The organism is Paenibacillus sp. CB74, assembly GCF_055687625.1.
In genome coordinates this window covers 605,495-623,523 of the sequence record NZ_CM146009.1, presented here as the reverse complement: position 1 = coordinate 623,523, position 18,029 = coordinate 605,495, and the positions used below count along the sequence as shown (strand labels likewise).

Annotated in this window: 13 protein-coding genes and 2 tRNA genes; all 15 read right to left on the bottom strand. The window is 48.7% G+C overall.

Annotated features, from left to right (window positions below; all coding sequences use genetic code 11):
• Positions 1 to 119: 119 nt before the first annotated feature.
• A tRNA-Ile gene (locus tag ACX9NY_RS02765) sits at positions 120 to 193 on the bottom strand.
• Positions 194 to 249: 56 nt separating this feature from the next.
• Positions 250 to 323: transfer RNA gene (locus tag ACX9NY_RS02760), tRNA-Met, on the bottom strand.
• A gap of 71 nt (positions 324 to 394) precedes the next feature.
• Positions 395 to 586 (bottom strand): hypothetical protein, encoded by a 192-nt coding sequence (locus tag ACX9NY_RS02755; RefSeq protein WP_339261571.1) that lies wholly within the window; start codon positions 584 to 586, stop codon positions 395 to 397.
• A gap of 107 nt (positions 587 to 693) precedes the next feature.
• Positions 694 to 2,145 (bottom strand): ABC transporter substrate-binding protein, encoded by a 1,452-nt coding sequence (locus ACX9NY_RS02750; protein WP_339235850.1) that lies wholly within the window; start codon positions 2,143 to 2,145, stop codon positions 694 to 696.
• 21 nt (positions 2,146 to 2,166) lie between these two features.
• Entirely contained in the window at positions 2,167 to 3,030 is an 864-nt protein-coding gene (locus ACX9NY_RS02745) for an ABC transporter ATP-binding protein (RefSeq protein ID WP_339235853.1), read from the bottom strand.
• 2 nt (positions 3,031 to 3,032) lie between these two features.
• Positions 3,033 to 5,972 carry an ABC transporter permease gene (locus ACX9NY_RS02740; protein WP_472476985.1) on the bottom strand — a complete coding sequence of 980 codons (2,940 nt, stop codon included), beginning with the start codon at positions 5,970 to 5,972 and terminating at the stop codon, positions 3,033 to 3,035.
• The gene (locus tag ACX9NY_RS02735; protein WP_339235857.1) at positions 5,972 to 7,081 is read right to left on the bottom strand and encodes an efflux RND transporter periplasmic adaptor subunit; all 1,110 of its coding nucleotides are present in this window, start codon (positions 7,079 to 7,081) and stop codon (positions 5,972 to 5,974) included. Before ACX9NY_RS02735 ends, ACX9NY_RS02740 begins: the two co-directional genes overlap by 1 nt.
• Positions 7,044 to 7,991 carry an ABC transporter ATP-binding protein gene (locus ACX9NY_RS02730; RefSeq protein WP_339256388.1) on the bottom strand — a complete coding sequence of 316 codons (948 nt, stop codon included), beginning with the start codon at positions 7,989 to 7,991 and terminating at the stop codon, positions 7,044 to 7,046. The genes ACX9NY_RS02735 and ACX9NY_RS02730 overlap by 38 nt, the downstream gene beginning before the upstream one ends.
• Before the next feature lie 272 nt (positions 7,992 to 8,263).
• On the bottom strand, positions 8,264 to 8,905 hold the full coding sequence (gene pyrE / locus ACX9NY_RS02725; protein ID WP_339235861.1) for an orotate phosphoribosyltransferase: 642 nt from the start codon (positions 8,903 to 8,905) through the stop codon (positions 8,264 to 8,266).
• On the bottom strand, positions 8,902 to 9,642 hold the full coding sequence (pyrF, locus tag ACX9NY_RS02720) for an orotidine-5'-phosphate decarboxylase (RefSeq protein ID WP_339256390.1): 741 nt from the start codon (positions 9,640 to 9,642) through the stop codon (positions 8,902 to 8,904). Before pyrF ends, pyrE begins: the two co-directional genes overlap by 4 nt.
• Positions 9,643 to 9,744: 102 nt before the next feature.
• Entirely contained in the window at positions 9,745 to 12,963 is a 3,219-nt protein-coding gene (carB, locus tag ACX9NY_RS02715) for a carbamoyl-phosphate synthase large subunit (protein ID WP_339235868.1), read from the bottom strand.
• A 1-nt stretch (position 12,964) separates the two neighbouring features.
• Positions 12,965 to 14,107, bottom strand: a complete 1,143-nt coding sequence (gene carA, locus ACX9NY_RS02710) for a glutamine-hydrolyzing carbamoyl-phosphate synthase small subunit (RefSeq protein ID WP_062835434.1) — start codon at positions 14,105 to 14,107, stop codon at positions 12,965 to 12,967.
• 395 nt (positions 14,108 to 14,502) lie between these two features.
• Positions 14,503 to 15,807 carry a dihydroorotase gene (locus ACX9NY_RS02705; protein ID WP_339256392.1) on the bottom strand — a complete coding sequence of 435 codons (1,305 nt, stop codon included), beginning with the start codon at positions 15,805 to 15,807 and terminating at the stop codon, positions 14,503 to 14,505.
• Positions 15,808 to 15,934: 127 nt separating this feature from the next.
• Positions 15,935 to 16,846, bottom strand: a complete 912-nt coding sequence (locus tag ACX9NY_RS02700; RefSeq protein ID WP_445252978.1) for an aspartate carbamoyltransferase catalytic subunit — start codon at positions 16,844 to 16,846, stop codon at positions 15,935 to 15,937.
• Positions 16,846 to 17,409, bottom strand: coding sequence for a bifunctional pyr operon transcriptional regulator/uracil phosphoribosyltransferase PyrR (pyrR, locus tag ACX9NY_RS02695; RefSeq protein ID WP_339256394.1), 564 nt, complete (start codon positions 17,407 to 17,409; stop codon positions 16,846 to 16,848). Before pyrR ends, ACX9NY_RS02700 begins: the two co-directional genes overlap by 1 nt.
• Positions 17,410 to 18,029: the final 620 nt, after the last annotated feature.

Genomic DNA, 18,029 nt, shown 5'->3' with positions numbered 1-18,029 from the left:
ACATTGACTTTCACAAAAAAGGGCATATTAGAAAGATACCAACAACAAAGTTACGCATTTCCTCTAGCAGCTGATTGCAGACAGAAAAAAACCCTTGCTAGGCAAGGGTTTCAAGAGTATGGGCCCTACAGGACTCGAACCTGTGACCAATCGGTTATGAGCCGACCGCTCTAACCAACTGAGCTAAGGGCCCTAGACATAATGTATAACGTGCAGATGATGGCTGTAAATCATCCAAGTGAAACTAAATTGCGGGGGCAGGATTTGAACCTGCGGCCTTCGGGTTATGAGCCCGACGAGCTACCGGGCTGCTCCACCCCGCGTCAGTAAGAAATATTAAAACAGCGACTTAATTAATATACACTATTGTTACCCTATAAGTCAAGGGGTAATGTCAGGGAATAAATCGCACACCGTAACGACCCTTGCGTGATCGATAAACTTCCACTTCCGCCGGTTCATTATGACCATATATCCATCCATCCTGTTCCATACGCTTGGCCAGACATCCTGCCTGAAATTTGGTTGCATACAACTTGCTGAAATATACCCAGTGCATACCGCTCGTCCTTTCCAGAGTCGTCATTTATTCCTGCTTTTTGTAGAATACCCCATTTTCATAAAAATAGCCGCCAAAGATAAAATCTTCAGCGGCTATCCTTATAATAAAACTACTCAATCAACTCTCATTTCTCATTGAAACGTAGCTTTAGGATCCTTTTTCAATTTTTCCAGCATCTCGTTTCCTTTAGCTGCCCACTCACCAAGTGCTTCTTTTGGTGTCTTTTTGTTCTCGAGAACCTGATTGAAATATTCCATGCCTTTTTCGTTCACTTGCCATAGACCTGGGGATTTTTGATACATTTTATCCAGGTTGGTATTCGTTGGCGGAATCGGCTTCAAAGAATAGAAAGCTTGTATGTTGTAATCCAAGCCATCTTTTGGCTTGATGAAGCTCTTCCGGGACACCATCTCATAGCTGCTACGCGCCTTGATTTTAGCCCAATCTTCACTGTTCATGTACTTGATCAGTTCCCACGCATCATCCGGGTTCTGAGCCGCACTATTGATCGCCATGAGATTGCTCAGGTAGATGCTACCTCCAATTTCAGGAGCTTCCGGGTGAACTGGAGGTGTAACTACATCCCAATCCACTTTCGTAAAGTCTTTCATTTTATCTGCATTTTTATTGGCATCAATTAATTGATTAATATAGCTGTAATCACCAATAGCCATGGCTGCCTTGCCGCTCAGGAACAGGTCACCCTGTATTGGATCATAACGTCCGCTAGGATTCTGATCCTGCGGTTCGTCTCCTTTAGGGATGACTTTGTCAATGGCAAGTTTGCTGATGGTACTCCACACTTTCTCCCATTGAGGAGAATCTACGGTCATCTTCTCTGCTTTGTCATCGAACGTCTTCAGTTGCAACGCGCTATAGTACTGCTGCATGGAGTAGTAAGGCGAACCACCCTGATATGTCGTGAAGGTGAAACCAAATACGTGATCTTTACCCTCGCCTTTTGTAAGTCGGGTACCCAGATTGAAGATATCGTCCCAAGTCATATTGTCCGTTGGCGGTTCCACGCCTGCTTTTTCAAACATGCCCTTGTTATAGAACAAAGCGGAAGAGGAGAACGTTGGTGTCAATGCATAAATGCTCTGATCCCCCAGATCTTTGATACCCTCCAGCACACTAGGAACAATGTCTGTCGTATCAAACTTGTCTTCTTGCATTAATGGATCCAGCTGTTTCACCAGATTCTCCTGAATTAATGATTTGACTGTAGAGGTATCTGCCACGATGACGTCAACCGGATTATCGCCAGTCATTATCTTCTTCAGACTTTCCATCGTATCCGGAACTTCCTGCTGTTCTTCGGTGTTGCCATACCCATACATGCTGCTCTGATCAACGGCAGCTACAATCTCAATGGTTACATTGGGATGGGTCAACTCAAAAGCATCGGTAAATTGTTGACGGAAATAACTGTCGTCTTGTCCTCCCCACATAGTAGCCACACGTAATACACGTTGCTCTGTATCCTTCGCCTCACTTGCCGTACATCCTGCAATCAGCGGCAATGCAAGCGTCGCAGTAGCCATGACAGCCAGCACACGTTTTCCCCACAACCTGTTCTTCATCTCCCAATTCCCCCTCATTAATTATCTTGGCGGTGTAATGACAATGCGTTCACCGTCAAATTCCAATGTAGCCCGGTTATCGATGGCTAAGGCCTCCAGATACTCTTTTGGCACCTGAAGCCGCCCAGCACGGTCAATAATGACAAATGCTTCATGAATGTCCGGCATACCCGTCTCGGATAAGCTATGCTCATCGTCCAAATTCGGGTTGCGCTTCACAAACTCGGTACTGGTCAAGCCGTCCCGGATCGCAACGATCCGGTCTACCTTGCCAGCTAACGTCAAGTCATGGGTAACGATGACAATCGTAACGCCGAGTTCCTTGTTCATTTTTCGGAAAATGCCCATGATTGTATCACATGTCTCGGAATCGACCGAACCCGTTGGTTCGTCTGCAAGCAGAATTTTGGGACGATTGGATAAGGAGATCGCAATCGCTACCCGTTGCTGCTCTCCTCCTGACAATTGATGCAATTTGTTATTCATCCGATCCTTAAGCCCTACCCATTCGAGCAATTGTTTCGCGTAAGCACGATCACGCTTGCCTCCCAGAATCATGGGCGTCTCCACATTTTCCAATGCCGTGAGATAAGGCAGCAAGTTACGACCGTTATTTTGCCAGATAAAACCTACCGTATGACGTTTGTATTCAACCAATTGGGCATCTGTCATCTTCAGCAAATCCCAGTCTCCCACAACAGCCGTACCCGCCGTAGGACGATCAAGTCCACCCAGAATATTCAGCAGTGTGGATTTACCGCTACCGCTGTTACCAATGATGGCCATCATTTCACCTTGATTGACAGTCAGGTTGAGACCCTGAAGGGCAACGACTTCCACATCGCTGGATTTAAAAATTTTGACAAGTCCTTCGCATTGGATCACGTTTACCTCTCCTCTCCCATTTTGACCGCCTGGTGAACACGCAGTCTGCGAATCTGCCAGAGCAACATCGTTGCACCAATGACCAGCATCACCACAGTAACCCCATACAGTTGCAACATATCCTGCTGCTCAAAGACAATCCGGAACGGAGGTACCTGAGCAGATACATTATCCGTCGTTTGCAGGAATGGCAGGAATAAACGACTGGATACCTGACCAATACCAATACCTAACAGGATCGATAGCCCCGCTGTGAATACCTGCTCCAGCAGCAGCATGCCGCTCAGTTGTGCACGAGACAATCCCATGGCACGTAATACACCGAACTGCACAACACGTCCGGACAGGTTGAAGAACCAGTACAGCACGTATCCAATCAACGAGATAATCACCGATACCAGGAAACCAAGGCTCAGAATTCCGAATACGCCACCTCGTGATGGGTGTTTACCCTGAGATACCAATTCGGTGCGTACGTCACGCACAGAAGATAACTCAATCCCTTCTGCTGCAAGTTTCTCCATTAATGGAGCCACTTTGGCATCCGGTTCCATTTTCAGCCAGACCTCATAAGGAATTAGAGGCACTTGGTCATAGATATAATCCAGATTAGCCACGAAGAATGGCATCTGATCCGGATACTGGGATGGCCAGTAAGGAATGATTCCGAAGACTACGAATTCAATCGCCTGTCCCTGTATACCCATGGAGACGAGGTCTCCGGTTTTCAGCTTGAATTTGTCAGCAAATTTGGAAGAGATCAATACAGCCCCTTCATATTTGCCGAGCAAGTCAAGGTACTTGTAGGGATGTGCCGGGAACAGATCATTGCGGAACCAAGCCACTTGAGCGAAATCCACATTATCAATCCCGACCAGCATCCCCTGCCCGCCCGATTTACCAGAGACGATTATATTGCCTTTGGTCTGCAGTACTCTTGCTGCATGTTCGACACCATCTAATCTGCGGAACACTTCAAAAGGAGGTTCGGAGTAGATGACTTTGGATGGCTGCGAAGAACCGCCGCCACCACCTGGAGCACCTCCACCGCCATTTCCTCCGCCGGGAGCGCCACCACCGCCATTTCCTCCGCCGGGAGCGCCACCACCCGTACCACCACCGCCTTGTTGACCTCCACCCGTGCCGCCATTCTGCCCGGAACCGCCGGGTTTAACCTCAGGTGTTCCTTCCCACACCGTCTGCATAATCACATCAGAACCATAACGGTACAAGGTGCGCTCAGTGGAATTCAGATCAATCGTCCGAGCCGCAGCCGAGTTGTACACCCCAAGTCCCAATGTCAGTACAAGGAGGATCATCAGCGGATAATAAGACGAAGATGAACGCGATAGCTGCGTTAATGTCAGATACAACGGGACCGGGAGCAACTTGCGACCAATCAGCTGAATCAGCTTCAATATCCACGGGAACAAACGCAGGAAGAATAGTCCGAGCGCAAAGATCGCGAGTGCGGGTACAAAGAACAGAAACGGCTGTACCTGTAACTGATCGGTTGTCATTCCCGTCTGGAAAGTCAACATCTGGCGTTCATAGAACAGGTAGTATCCATATCCAGCCAGACCCAGTAACACAACATCCAGGAACCAGCGTTGCCATACTGGAGCACGGTCTGTACGTGCTTGCCGCCGTTTGGCTGATACAATGGTTGCCCGTGCATAGGTTATCGCAGGGATCAGGGAGGCAATAATGGCAACAAGCACTGCTGCTACACCTAAAAGAATGGCTTCTTTGGATACGCCAATCGGAATCGACTTTCGATCAACAAAGGATAGAAATCCACTCGCTGAACCAATACTCTTGGCCATAAAATAACCGAGCAACGGCCCGATAATTAGCGCAATAGCGCCCAAAAATATACCTTCAAGCAGGTAGAGAGAGAAGATCTGCCGAGCGGAAGCTCCACGGCTGCGCAATACCGCAATATCACTCTCTTGCTTCTGTAATGACTGTCTGGCATTCATAGCAATAAAATAAAAGACCATCGCAATCATCGGTGCTGCCAAGGTAAACAACATCGTCTGCAATTGCAGACTCTGACTGCGGAACTGCTTGAGCAGATCACCGAAGGTAATGTCCACTTTTGTATCTTTCAGCCGCTGATACAGATCGATATCCAGCCTTTCCAGCATGGAAGTCAGACCTGATAGCTGGCTGGTTTGAATTTCCTTCAGATCGAAGGCATAGTACCAACGTGAGTTTTGAAGTGGGATGCCTTTTTCTTTCAGTAAAACATCATTAAAAACCGATTCATCCACATAAAGTCCATTCATCATACCGTCAAATCCCTGTACCCAGTAAGGACTGTTTGGATCATCTGCTTTGAAAGACCCCGTAATCTTCACACGCAACGTAATATCAAGACCGCTGTATACCGGATATTCCAGAATATCACCGATATGCAGATCGTTACGATACATGCCTTCTTCCAACATGACTGCCTCGATAATATCGTCCTTGACCTGATTGCCAGGTTTCACTCCGGCTGAGTAATTCACCTGTGCATCCAGTCCACTCATCGTGCCCATACTCATACTGCGCACCCGGCTGGCGTCCACTTTGGTTGGATCCTCTGGACTCACCTCGGTGCTGCGAATGGATCTGGCATTCACATACGTATGGAATGGGAAACCGATCTCGCGAGGAACATCCTCACGAATATATCGATCTACTTCATCCAGACCCCTTGTGTCTGTCTTCACACCACCAGGTGCCTGATAACTCATGAGCAACGAACCCGCTGGCAATCCTTCACTATTATCCTGTAACGTCTGCGCGACGACCCGTTTCAGTGCACCATCGGCATACATGGGAATACTGACGGTGAACGCAACCGCCACAATTAATCCGATTAATGTGCTGAAGGTCATCCAGCGCGTGTTCCACATTTTGCGGAACAGCAGTCGAAGCAATGGCAGCCCCATTAGCGTCCCACTACTTTCTCGCCTACGGTCAGACCTTTCAGAATCTCAACATCTGTCGATGTCTGCTGGCCCACTTCAACGTCCACTTCACGCTTGCTACCATCACTCTCCACGACTTGTACATACGTTCTTGAACCGATGGAGCGTAAAGCGGATACAGGAATCACAATCGCGTTCTCGGTACGCTGCGTCACAATAGAGACCGATAGAGGTGTGCCACGTTCCACGCCTTTTGGCATTTTTGCAAGTGTAACGATTACATACTTATCCAGCGTTTCCTTCGTTGGAGGCGTCCCGCCTTCCCCCGTTCCTTCGCCACTGCCGCTTCCCGATGCTTCAGCCAGAGGCATGACTTTAATTTTGCCAGCGACTTTACCGGCTCCATTAATGTCCACTTCTGCCTTCATACCGGCTGAGAACTTCTCCAGATCTTCCTTTGCAAAGGTAGCTGCCACAACCAGATTCGATGTATCCGCAATCGTAGCAATCGGGTCATACGCTTTCACGGCTGCGCCCTTCTCAACCTGCACAGCAATTACGGTACCACCGAACGGAGCAGTCAACGTAGCTTTGCCCAGTTGCGCTTCCAGATCGGCGAGTTCCTGGCGTAGTTCTTCAAACGCAATGGTCGCCTCTTCGAACTCTACAGGGTCCATCTCATCTTTTTTGCGGAGTGTTTCCTTCATTTGAACTTCGGATTTGCGAATAGCCAGTTTCTTGCCACGGATCTCCTTCTCCACACTTTCCACATCGAGCACGGCTAGAAGTTGACCCTTTTTCACTTTATCTCCTGGTTTAACATTTAACTCTTTGACATGCATGCCATCAAGCGTGAAGTACACCTTCTCTTCCCGCTGACTCATCATCTTGCCACTTCCACTTACTCTTTTCTCCAACGTTTCAGTCCGGACTTCATATTCCGGTTTCTTAGAGATCGTTGGTGGTGTAATTGGCGGAAGCACTTCTTCCTCTGTTTCTGACGGCAGCAATGAGCAGCCAGACATCGTTGCAACCATTATCGCACCAAGTACAATAAGCGCTGCGCGTTTCCCCCTCTTCGGAGCGGCCCCTTTACTTGATAAATCTGCCGTCCGCCATTTCATAAACATGGTCCGCAACCTCCAAAATTGTAGGATCGTGTGTAGTCATACATATCGTTACTTGTTCTACTTCAATAATATTGCGGAATACGGCCATGACCTGAGCGCCCATCTTGGAATCCAGTTCCGCTGTAGGCTCATCCGCAAGCAACAATCTGGGTCTGTGGGCAATAGCCTTGGCTATAGCTACCCGCTGTTGCTCTCCCCCGGACATCTCGAAAGGTCGATGCTTCACCCGTTTGGATAGTCCAACCAGGTCCAGACAGTGACCAACCCTGTCCTTCCACTCCGCTCGCGGAACATCCGCCATTCGCAGCGACAGTTCTACATTTTCCCAAGCAGACAATAAGGGCATGAGTGCATACGCCTGAAAAATAAAACCGATCTCTTTGCGCCGCAAAGCGGTCCGCCGCCGGTCTCCCCAATCCTGAAGAGGCTGGCCGGAGAACAGAATGTCTCCACTTGAAGGCTGATCCAATCCACCGAGCATATTCAGCAGCGTTGTTTTGCCTGAGCCAGATCGCCCCTTCAGCATGACCAGTTGTTGCGGATTCACTTCCATATCAATGCCTTTGAGCACATGGATGATACGACTGCCTGTCTGGAAACTGCGATGCACGTTACGCACCTCCAGTACAGGTCCATCATATGGAGGCAATATATCCTTCTTCGGTTTGATCTTCTTCGGGGGGTTATCAACGGAAGTGACAGCAGTTGCAGCCACTTCATCTGAAGCGATTTCACTTTCAGGTACCAGAGGTTCACTCGACGGATGATCGTGTTCATTGTTGTATGTATGTTCTCCCGAAACCGTCGGTGCCTCCAGCTCTGCTTCCCCCTGTTGATTTTCATCGCCTGACTGGCTCTTGGCAGGTCTTTTTCTGAGAAATAAATTCTTCATGCCAGCAATCACGCTCATCCTTTCTTCATATCCCGTTCACTTCTTCAAAAAACCTAAAATTAGAAATCTGTTCCAACCTACACTGAATTATAAACGACCGATCACAACTAAAAGTTACAAGCTTTTTACAACGGTAGAGGGAAAAAGTTAATATTTTGATGAACAAACGAAAAAAGCACCCCAATGTATGGGATGCCTCTTGCATATTCGATGGTTTTGCCGCTGTGACGGCAATCATTACAATTTTGATACCGTTTAACATTGAACACATATTGCATTATGCAATGATATTATTTTCCAAATGAAGAAGGATCTTCACGCCAGGATTTCAGCAACTCAAAGTCACTCTCCTGAATCGTTCCCTGAGCCAGAGCCACATCCATCAGCGCCGTGTAATTGGACAGCGTCTGAAGCGGAATTCCAGCATCTTCGAAGGCTTTAACACCCTTATCGAGCTGGTAGCTGAAGATGGCAAGCACTGCGAGCGGCGTTGCACCTGCTACGCGTACAGCTTCTGCTGCTTTGATGGAACTGCCACCTGTAGAGATCAGATCTTCAATGACAACTACTTTTTGTCCTTCGGTAATCAGACCTTCAATCAGGTTCTCCTTACCGTGTCCTTTCGCTTTATCACGAATGTAGGCCATCGGCAGATTCAGCTTCTGAGCCACCCAGGCAGCATGCGGGATCCCTGCGGTTGCCGTACCCGCAATGACTTCTGCTTCCGGGTATTGGTTACGAATAATCGTTGCGAAGGCTTCAGCAATATCGTTGCGAATCTCGGGATAGGACATCGTTAAGCGGTTATCGCAGTATATTGGTGATTTGATACCGGAAGTCCATGTAAATGGCTGCTGCGGACGCAATGCCACGGCTTTAATTTTCAACAGTTGGGAAGCAATATGGTTCGGAATCTCATTCAGTTCGATCATGCGTTCAACATCTCCTTCAAAATGGTTTCTGCCGCTTCTCGCGGATTGGGAGCGCCTGTAATCGGTCTGCCTACAACAATGTAATGGCTTCCTCTGGCGATCGCTTCACCTGGCGTCAAGACACGTGTCTGATCTCCCAGACCACTACCTGCTGGACGAATTCCTGGTGTAACGGTGTGAAAAGCACTGCCACACGCTGCCCGAATTGCGGGCACTTCCAGCGGAGAAGCAACAACCCCATCCAATCCGGCCTCTTGGGCCAGTCCTGCATAACGGACCACAGCAGCTTCCACGCTGCCCAGGATGCCAATCTCGTTGTTCATCGTTTCCAGACTTGTACTGGTCAGTTGGGTGACCGCAATAATCTCGGGTCTGTGTAAGGAAGGATCGGCGGCTATAGCTGCCTCAGCACCTTCACGTGCAGCACGCATCATGATCGTTCCACCCGCGGCATGCACATTAAACATGTCTACCCCAAGACGCGTGATACTCTCAGCACCGCCACGAACGGTGTTGGGAATGTCATGCATTTTCACATCCAGAAAAACGGAATACCCTTTAGATTTCAGCTCCCGAATGAAGTCCGGTCCTGCTGCGTAGAACAGCTGCATTCCCACCTTGAGATAACAGGGAATGCCTTCAAGAGCTTGTACCAATGCTTTCGCTTCTTCCGCTCCAGGATAATCGAGTGCCACCATCAGACGGCCAGCCATTTCATTGAAACTCGCGTGATTCATCACCAGCGCTCCCCTCCACTTGCTCATTTTTTCCGTTTTTGCCCGATATAAAGGACATCTCGCCAGCCCGCAGGCTGACTGATGTCCTTCATCAGTGAATATTTATTTTACAAAGGCAGGCATTGCTTCTGAAGAGAAGTTGATTGTTTGCAGCATGATCAGCAGCGCACGAATCGTATCCAGTGAAGTCATACATACAATACCATTCTCTACCGCTTCACGACGAATACGGAATCCGTCACGCTGTGGTGTTTTGCCTTTGGTGAGTGTGTTGAAGACAAAGTTCGCTTCGCCGCTGCGAATCATATCCAGAATGTTCGGCGAACCTTCGCTTAATTTGTTCACCGTCGTTACCGGAATGTTCGCTGCTTCAAGCGCAGCTGCAGTTCCGCCGGTAGCCATGAGTTTGTATCCCAGTCTGTAGAAACCTTCGAGCAATGGTACAGCTTCGTCCTTGTCTTTGTCTGCTACAGTCACGACAATGGCTCCGGTTGCCGGAATTTTCATTCCTGCCCCGATGAGACCTTTGAACAACGCTTTAGCGTAATTCGGGTCACGACCCATAACCTCACCTGTGGATTTCATCTCAGGTCCGAGGGTTGGTTCTACACGACGCAGCTTCGCGAAGGAGAAGACCGGAACTTTGACAGATACATGGTCCGACTCAGGCCATAGCCCGTCAACATAACCAAGATCTTTCAGTTTTACACCCAGAATGGCTTGTGTTGCCAGGTTCGCCATCGGAATGTTGGTTACTTTGCTCAAGAATGGTACGGTACGGGATGAGCGCGGGTTTACCTCGATAATGTACACTTGGCCATCATGGATAACAAACTGGATGTTGACCAAACCTACCGTTTTCAGTTCTTTCGCAATTTTGATTGTAATCTCTACAATTTTCTCTTTCATGTCCTGGGACAGGTGTTGAGGAGGATATACCGCGATGGAGTCACCAGAGTGAACTCCTGCACGCTCGATATGTTCCATAATGCCCGGAATCAATACCGTTTCACCATCACAGATGGCGTCAACCTCAACTTCTTTACCCATCATGTAACGGTCGATCAGTACCGGATGCTCCGGATTGATTTTAACCGCCTGCTCCATGTACGTGAGCAATTCTGCATCAGAGTATACAATCTCCATCGCACGACCGCCGAGTACATAGGAAGGACGAACCAGTACCGGGTAGCCCAGACTTTGAGCTGTTTCTACAGCATCATCAACGGAAATGACCGTTTTACCTTTCGGCTGTGCAATCTCCAGACGGGAGAGCAGACGCTCAAACTTCTTGCGGTCCTCCGCCTCATCGATGCTTTCCAGATCCGTTCCGAGAATCGTTACACCTGCATTACGCAGTGGTGCTGCCAGGTTGATGGCCGTTTGACCACCGAACTGCACGATAACGCCTACTGGCTTCTCCTGTTCAATCACGTTCATGACATCTTCGAAGAAGAGTGGTTCAAAGTACAGACGATCTGATGTATTAAAGTCCGTCGACACCGTCTCCGGGTTATTATTGATAATGACTGCTTCATATCCTGCTTTTTGCAAAGCCCATACAGCGTGTACAGTAGAGTAGTCAAACTCGATACCTTGACCGATCCGGATTGGTCCTGAACCCAGTACCACAACTTTTTGCTTGTCGGAAGGGATCACTTCGTTCTCAGTCTCGTATGTTGAGTAGTAATATGGCGTTGTTGCTTCGAACTCGGCTGCACACGTATCTACCATTTTGTACACTGGGCGCAGGTTCTCTTCTTCCCGACGAGTTCTAACTTCCGCTTCCGTCGTTAATGTGCCACCAGGTTGACCTTGCGCACGCAGTTCGGCAATGGCGCGGTCCGTGAATCCAAGGCGTTTCGCTTGATACAGAACATCGGAAGACAATTCGGATTCTTCGCGAATACGATCTTCGAATGCGATCAGACCCTCGATTTTGTCCAGGAACCACCAGTCAATCTTGGTCAGGTCTTGCAGTTGTTGCAGCGTATATCCTCTGCGGAATGCTTCGGCAATCAGGAAGATACGTTCATCATCCGCTTTGATCAGACGCTCGTTCAGCGTATCTTCATCCAGCGTTTCGGCATCCTTCAGGTAAAGGCGGTGTACACCAATCTCCAGGGAGCGCACGGCTTTGTGAATCGACTCTTCGAATGTCCGGCCAATGGCCATTACTTCGCCTGTTGCTTTCATCTGAGTTCCGAGTTTACGGTTCGCCGAGATGAACTTGTCGAACGGCCAGCGTGGGATTTTGCTCACGATATAATCCAATGTTGGCTCGAAGCAAGCATATGTTTGGCCTGTTACCGGGTTCACGATTTCGTCCAGTGTGTAACCCATGGCAATTTTGGCAGCCATTTTCGCAATCGGATAACCCGTTGCTTTGGAAGCCAGCGCCGATGAACGGCTTACCCGTGGGTTAACTTCGATAACATAGTATTGGAAGCTGTGTGGGTCCAGTGCGAACTGTACGTTACATCCACCCTCGATGTTCAAGGCACGGATGATCTTCAGTGAAGCTGAACGCAGCATTTGATATTCACGATCCGACAGGGTTTGGCTTGGTGCTACAACGATACTGTCGCCTGTATGAACACCTACCGGGTCAAAGTTTTCCATGTTGCAGACAACGATACAGTTATCGTTTTTGTCCCGCATAACTTCATACTCGACTTCTTTCATGCCTGCAATGCTCTTCTCGACCAGACATTGCCCAATTGGGCTGTAACGAATTCCCGCTGCCACAGTTTCGCGCAGTTCTTCTTCGTTCGCACAGATTCCGCCGCCTGTTCCGCCCAGCGTATAGGCTGGACGAACGATGATTGGATAGCCAATCTCAGCTGCAAATTCAAGTGATTCTTCGAGTGTCGTTACGATCACACTCTCAGGTACAGGCTGTTCCAGTTCACGCATCAGGTCACGGAACAGATCACGATCTTCCGCTTTCTCGATGGATGTCAGCTGCGTTCCGAGCAATTTTACATTTTCACGTTCCAACACGCCTGCACGTGCCAGTTCCACAGCCATGTTCAGACCTGTCTGACCACCCAGTGTTGGCAACAAGCCGTCTGGACGCTCCTGACGAATGATTTGGGTTACAAAATCCAGTGTGATTGGCTCAATGTAGACTTTGTCAGCCATGTTAGTATCGGTCATAATGGTCGCCGGGTTGCTGTTGATAAGTACAACTTCCACGCCTTCTTCTTTCAGAGCCTGGCAAGCTTGTGTACCGGCATAGTCGAACTCGGCCGCTTGACCGATGACGATTGGACCGGAACCAATCACCAGGATTTTTTTGAGATCTTTGTTAATCGGCATGTTATTGTGCTCCTTTCACTGCGGCTGCCAATACGGCTTGACGCGGCTTTTGCGGGTTAGTGATTTTGTGCTCGCGAATCATCTCGATGAAGCGGTCAAACAGATAGCTGTTGTCGTAAGGACCCGGGGCTGCTTCTGGGTGATACTGAACCGAGAATGCCGGGAAGGATTTATGTTTCAGACCTTCAATAGTCTTATCGTTATTGTTGATATGTGTAACTTCCAGGTCCGTGCTCTTCACAGACTCCTCGTTTACGGTAAAACCATGGTTCTGGGATGTGATGAAGCAACGTCCGCTCTCCAGCTCTTTCACCGGGTGGTTTCCTCCGCGATGTCCAAACTTGAGTTTTTCGGTATCTGCTCCTGCCGCAAGTGCGAACAATTGGTGACCCAGGCAGATGCCGAAGATCGGGTATTCGCCAAGCAGTTCACTGATCATTTTAACTGCGTGAGGTACATCTTTCGGGTCCCCAGGGCCGTTGGATAGTTGAATACCGTCCGGGTTCAGGCGACGAATCTCGTCTGCTGTTACATCGTGCGGAACAACGACAACGTCACAGTTACGTTTGCTGAGTTCGCGCAAGATTCCTGTTTTGGCACCATAATCCACGAGCACAATACGTTCAGCCGTTCCCGGGCTGTTGTAGACATGCTCTGTAGAAGTCATAGGCACCTGGTTACGCAGCTCGGCGATGGTGGTGTCTCCCATCATCTCCAGCAGTTCTTCCACAGGCTTCGATCCTGTTGTGAGAATTCCCTTCATTGTGCCGTGGTGACGAATCCGGCGAGTCAACATGCGTGTATCAATTTCGCTGATTCCTACGATACCGTATTCCTTGAGCAGATTGTCTACGCTATATTCCGCACGCCAGTTGCTCGGCGTTGGCTCATGACGACGTACAACGAAACCGTGTACGTATGGACGAATCGACTCAAAGTCATCACGCGTAATACCGTAGTTTCCGATCAGCGGATACGTCATGGTTACGATTTGACCGCAATAGGAAGGATCCGAAAGCACCTCTTGATAGCCTGTAATTCCCGTATTAAAAACGACCTCACCTGTCGTTTCACCTTCAGCACCGAATGCTTTCCCGGTGAACAGTGTGCCGTCTTCCAACAATAATCTTGCCTGTGCCTGCATCCCATTTCACTCCTCTGTGTTTATCAACGTTGAATGGCATTTGGGTTGAACATGGGGGACGTTACGATTGTGCGGCTCCGCGTACAGAAAACCCTTTGATCGCTGTTATCCCCGGATTACTTTTTATCATTTTTCAAATGATGTAATCCGGTGATAAAGGCGAACGCTTTGCTTCTTCGGGTCTTTTCTGTCCGCTCCGCAGTTACGTTGGTGTCCAAGTTCAAAATCATGACATTCAACTTTGCTTGTTTCGTATGTTAGACTCTCGGCATGATTTGCCTCGAGTTAGTTGAAAAGATGTTACTGGTGTAAAAGTTGTAGATTAAGTTTTAGAATTACTGTTACTGATTTAAAGATATAGAGTTAGTAATTTATCAATTTACTAAATTACCGTTTTATTGTTGTACAGTGTTGCTCCACACGCTTTTGCCATCCACCCATGTTTGTAGAGCCCAGCCTTTCAGCTTCCAGCCTGTGAATGGGGTGTTTCTTCCTTTGGTTGCAAACGTTGCAGGATCAACTGCTTTTTCCTCGTTCAGATCAATCATCGTGATATCCGCTGGTGCTCCTTCTTCCAGTTTGCCTGTATCCAGTCGGAATACACGTGCCGGATCAGCTGTCATGCGTTTTACCAGGAAGTCCAAGCTCCAAAGTCCAGTTTCCACAAACTTCGTGTACAGCAGTGGGAAGGCTGTTTCGAATCCTACGATACCGAAAGGTGCCAGCTCCATGCCTTTGGCTTTCTCTTCTTCACTGTGTGGCGCGTGATCGGTTACGATCATGTCCAGCGTGCCGTCCAGCAAACCTTCGATACACGCCTGCACATCACGTGGTGAGCGTAGCGGCGGGTTCATCTTCCAGTTGGCGTCCATGCCCGGGATATCTTCATCCGACAACACCAGATGGTGCGGACACACCTCAGCAGTTACTTTAATACCGATGGATTTCGCCAGACGAATCAGGCGAACCGATTGCTCTGTGCTTACGTGGCAGACGTGGTAATGAACTCCCGTTGCTTCTGCGAGCAGAATATCCCGGCCTACGTGGATAGCCTCGGATTCATTAGGAATGCCTTTAATACCATGACGTTTGGAAAACTCGCCTTCCGTCACATATCCACCGACAACCAGTGAGTCATCTTCACAGTGTGCGATCACTGGCATATCCATGCTTGCCGCAAGGCTCATGGCATCTTTCATCATTTGAGCGTTTTGTACGCCGACACCGTCATCCGTGAATCCGATAGCCCCTGCTTCTTTCAAGGCGGCAAAATCGGTAAGTTCACGACCCAGTTCGTTTTTGGTAATGGCTGCATAAGGCAACACTTTTACCAGATCGGCTTCTTTGGCTTTATCCAGTACCAGTTTCACAACTTCCGCTGTGTCTGTAACCGGTCTTGTGTTCGGCATGCAGGCAATCGTTGTAAAACCACCTTGTGCTGCTGAACGGGCACCTGTCTCGATCGTCTCTTTGTGTTCGAATCCAGGTTCACGCAGATGCACGTGCATATCGATCAATCCCGGAATGACCAGTTTGCCTGATGCGTCTGTCACATGATGCGCTGACTTTTCGGCATCCAATACGGCTTGATCTTCCAGGCCAGCGATCTTTTTAATTTTACCTTCATCTATAATGATGGTTTTCCGTTCAAGTTCCCCTTGTTGGTTCAAGATGTTCGCATTCTTTATAATCTGTAGCATAATTGCCCTCCGCTTCGGTTCTGTCCGGCTTACCAGGTAAACCGGATGATTTTCTTTATCGTTTACTCTCTTATTGCTCTATAAGAACTGCCATCTTCGTCAGCCTATGACCCACAGCCAGACCCTGTTACAGTTTCATCGCACGTTCCATAACCGCCATGCGGATGGGAACGCCGTTTGCCATCTGCGGGAAGATCCGCGATGCTTCACTCTCCACAACCGCGTCATCTACCTCGACGTTGCGGTTCACTGGAGCAGGGTGCATGATAATGGTGCTTGGTTTTAGGCGTGACGCCCGTTCTTCCGTCAATCCGTAGTGTTCGCGATAATCCTCAGCTGAAGTAATTAAGCCATGTTGATGACGTTCCAGTTGAACACGGAGCATCATGACTACATCTGCATCCAGCGCTTCTTCAAAACCAACATAAGGAGCATGCTCTGCGAGTTCCGGTGCCTGCATCGTTTGCGGTGCACAGAAGCGTACATCTGCGCCGAACTTTTGCAGTGCCCACAGGTTGGAGCGTGCTACGCGGCTATGCAGAATGTCACCTATGATGGAAACACGCAAGCCTTTCAGTTCGCCAAATGCTTTCCGCATCGTGTAGAGGTCCAGCAACGCCTGTGTGGGATGCTCATTGTTGCCGTCTCCGGCGTTCACGAGCGGAACACTCACTTTCTTAGCCAGCTGTTGCAGAACGCCTGCCGGTTTCAACCGGATCACGCCTGCATCAATGCCCATCGACTCAAGTGTTCGCACCGTATCGTAGATGGACTCTCCTTTTTCCACACTGGATGCGGCTGCCGTGAAGTTCAGCACTTGTGCGCCCAGGCGTTTCTCTGCCATTTCGAAGGAGAAGCGGGTGCGGGTGCTGTTTTCGAAGAACATGTTCGCAACGAAGCGTGATTCAAGTACAGGAACCAGTTTCTCTTTCTGCGCTTCCCAGTGAGCCGCCCTGTTCAGAATGGACTCGATCTCTCCTCGGCTAAGTTCCTTCAGTCCAAGCAAGCTCCGGTCTCTCAATGCTGTCTGTGTAATCATCATGCTTGCTCCCCCCGGTTCTGAGTGATTTTGACTTCGTCCTGTCCGTCCGTTTCCATGAGTGCAACTTCGATCTCTTCTGATTTGGAAGTCGGCACATTCTTGCCGATAAAATCAGGTCGAATCGGAAGTTCCCGGTGTCCACGGTCTGCGAGTACCGCCAGCTGAATATTCTGCGGTCTTCCACAGTCCATCAGGGCATCCATCGCTGCGCGAATCGTACGTCCGGTATAGAGCACATCATCGAACAAGATCACTTTTTTGTTATGGATCGAAAGTGATTCAGGTGTCATAATCAACATTTCCTTGCGATTCGCCTTGTTTTCGTCAAAGCGATCATCGCGGTAAGGAGTCACATCTAGTTCTCCCCAGGGGACTTTGGCGCCTTCGATTTCTTCAATCTTCGCGGCAATCCGTTCTGCGAGGTAAACCCCGCGTGTACGGATACCGACTAGCACACAATCATCGATTCCTTTGTTTTTCTCCAATATCTCATGGGCAATCCGTGTTAATGCGCGGCGGATCGCCGTCTCATCCATAATGACATGTGTCTCTGTGCTCATGCGTTCAGCCTCCTCAGGATTTCCCTTCAGATCATGGCCCCGTGACGAGGAGAACAAAAAAGACTCCTTGCCGTGTTTATTGGCAAGGAGTCTCCGAACTTCAGACCGCTCTGAAGAAAGTTTACTCTCGGGGATGCATCGCTTCATTTGCCGCAGCAAAAAACGATGTATCGTTCACGTTACCTTGCCAGTCTCACGGGACTGATTTAAAGGTGCTATTCATGTCGTTCATATTGCAGGACCTCACAGGGTTCTGTAATCAATATGTCCGTTTGTCTTCATGAATTATGACAGAAAGACAACCCCCTGTCAACACCTCACCATCGCAGGTGAAAACCCTCTGCTACGTTCTTGTTAGAATCAGCAGTTAGCCTGAAAAACATCCATGCACAATTCATCTCATTGGTTATTCATAATTATACAACATTTCTGCATATTTATCCATAGGCAAATGAGAAATTTGATATAACCAAAATAAACCTCTGCCTATGCTTAAGTAGACACAAAACACTTCTTTTTGGAACAAGCAGTCAGTTTCATCTTACGTAATATATGTAGGCTCTGCATTAGTACCCACTGAAATGGGTACAGTTTATAAACATAAACCCATTCATAGATGC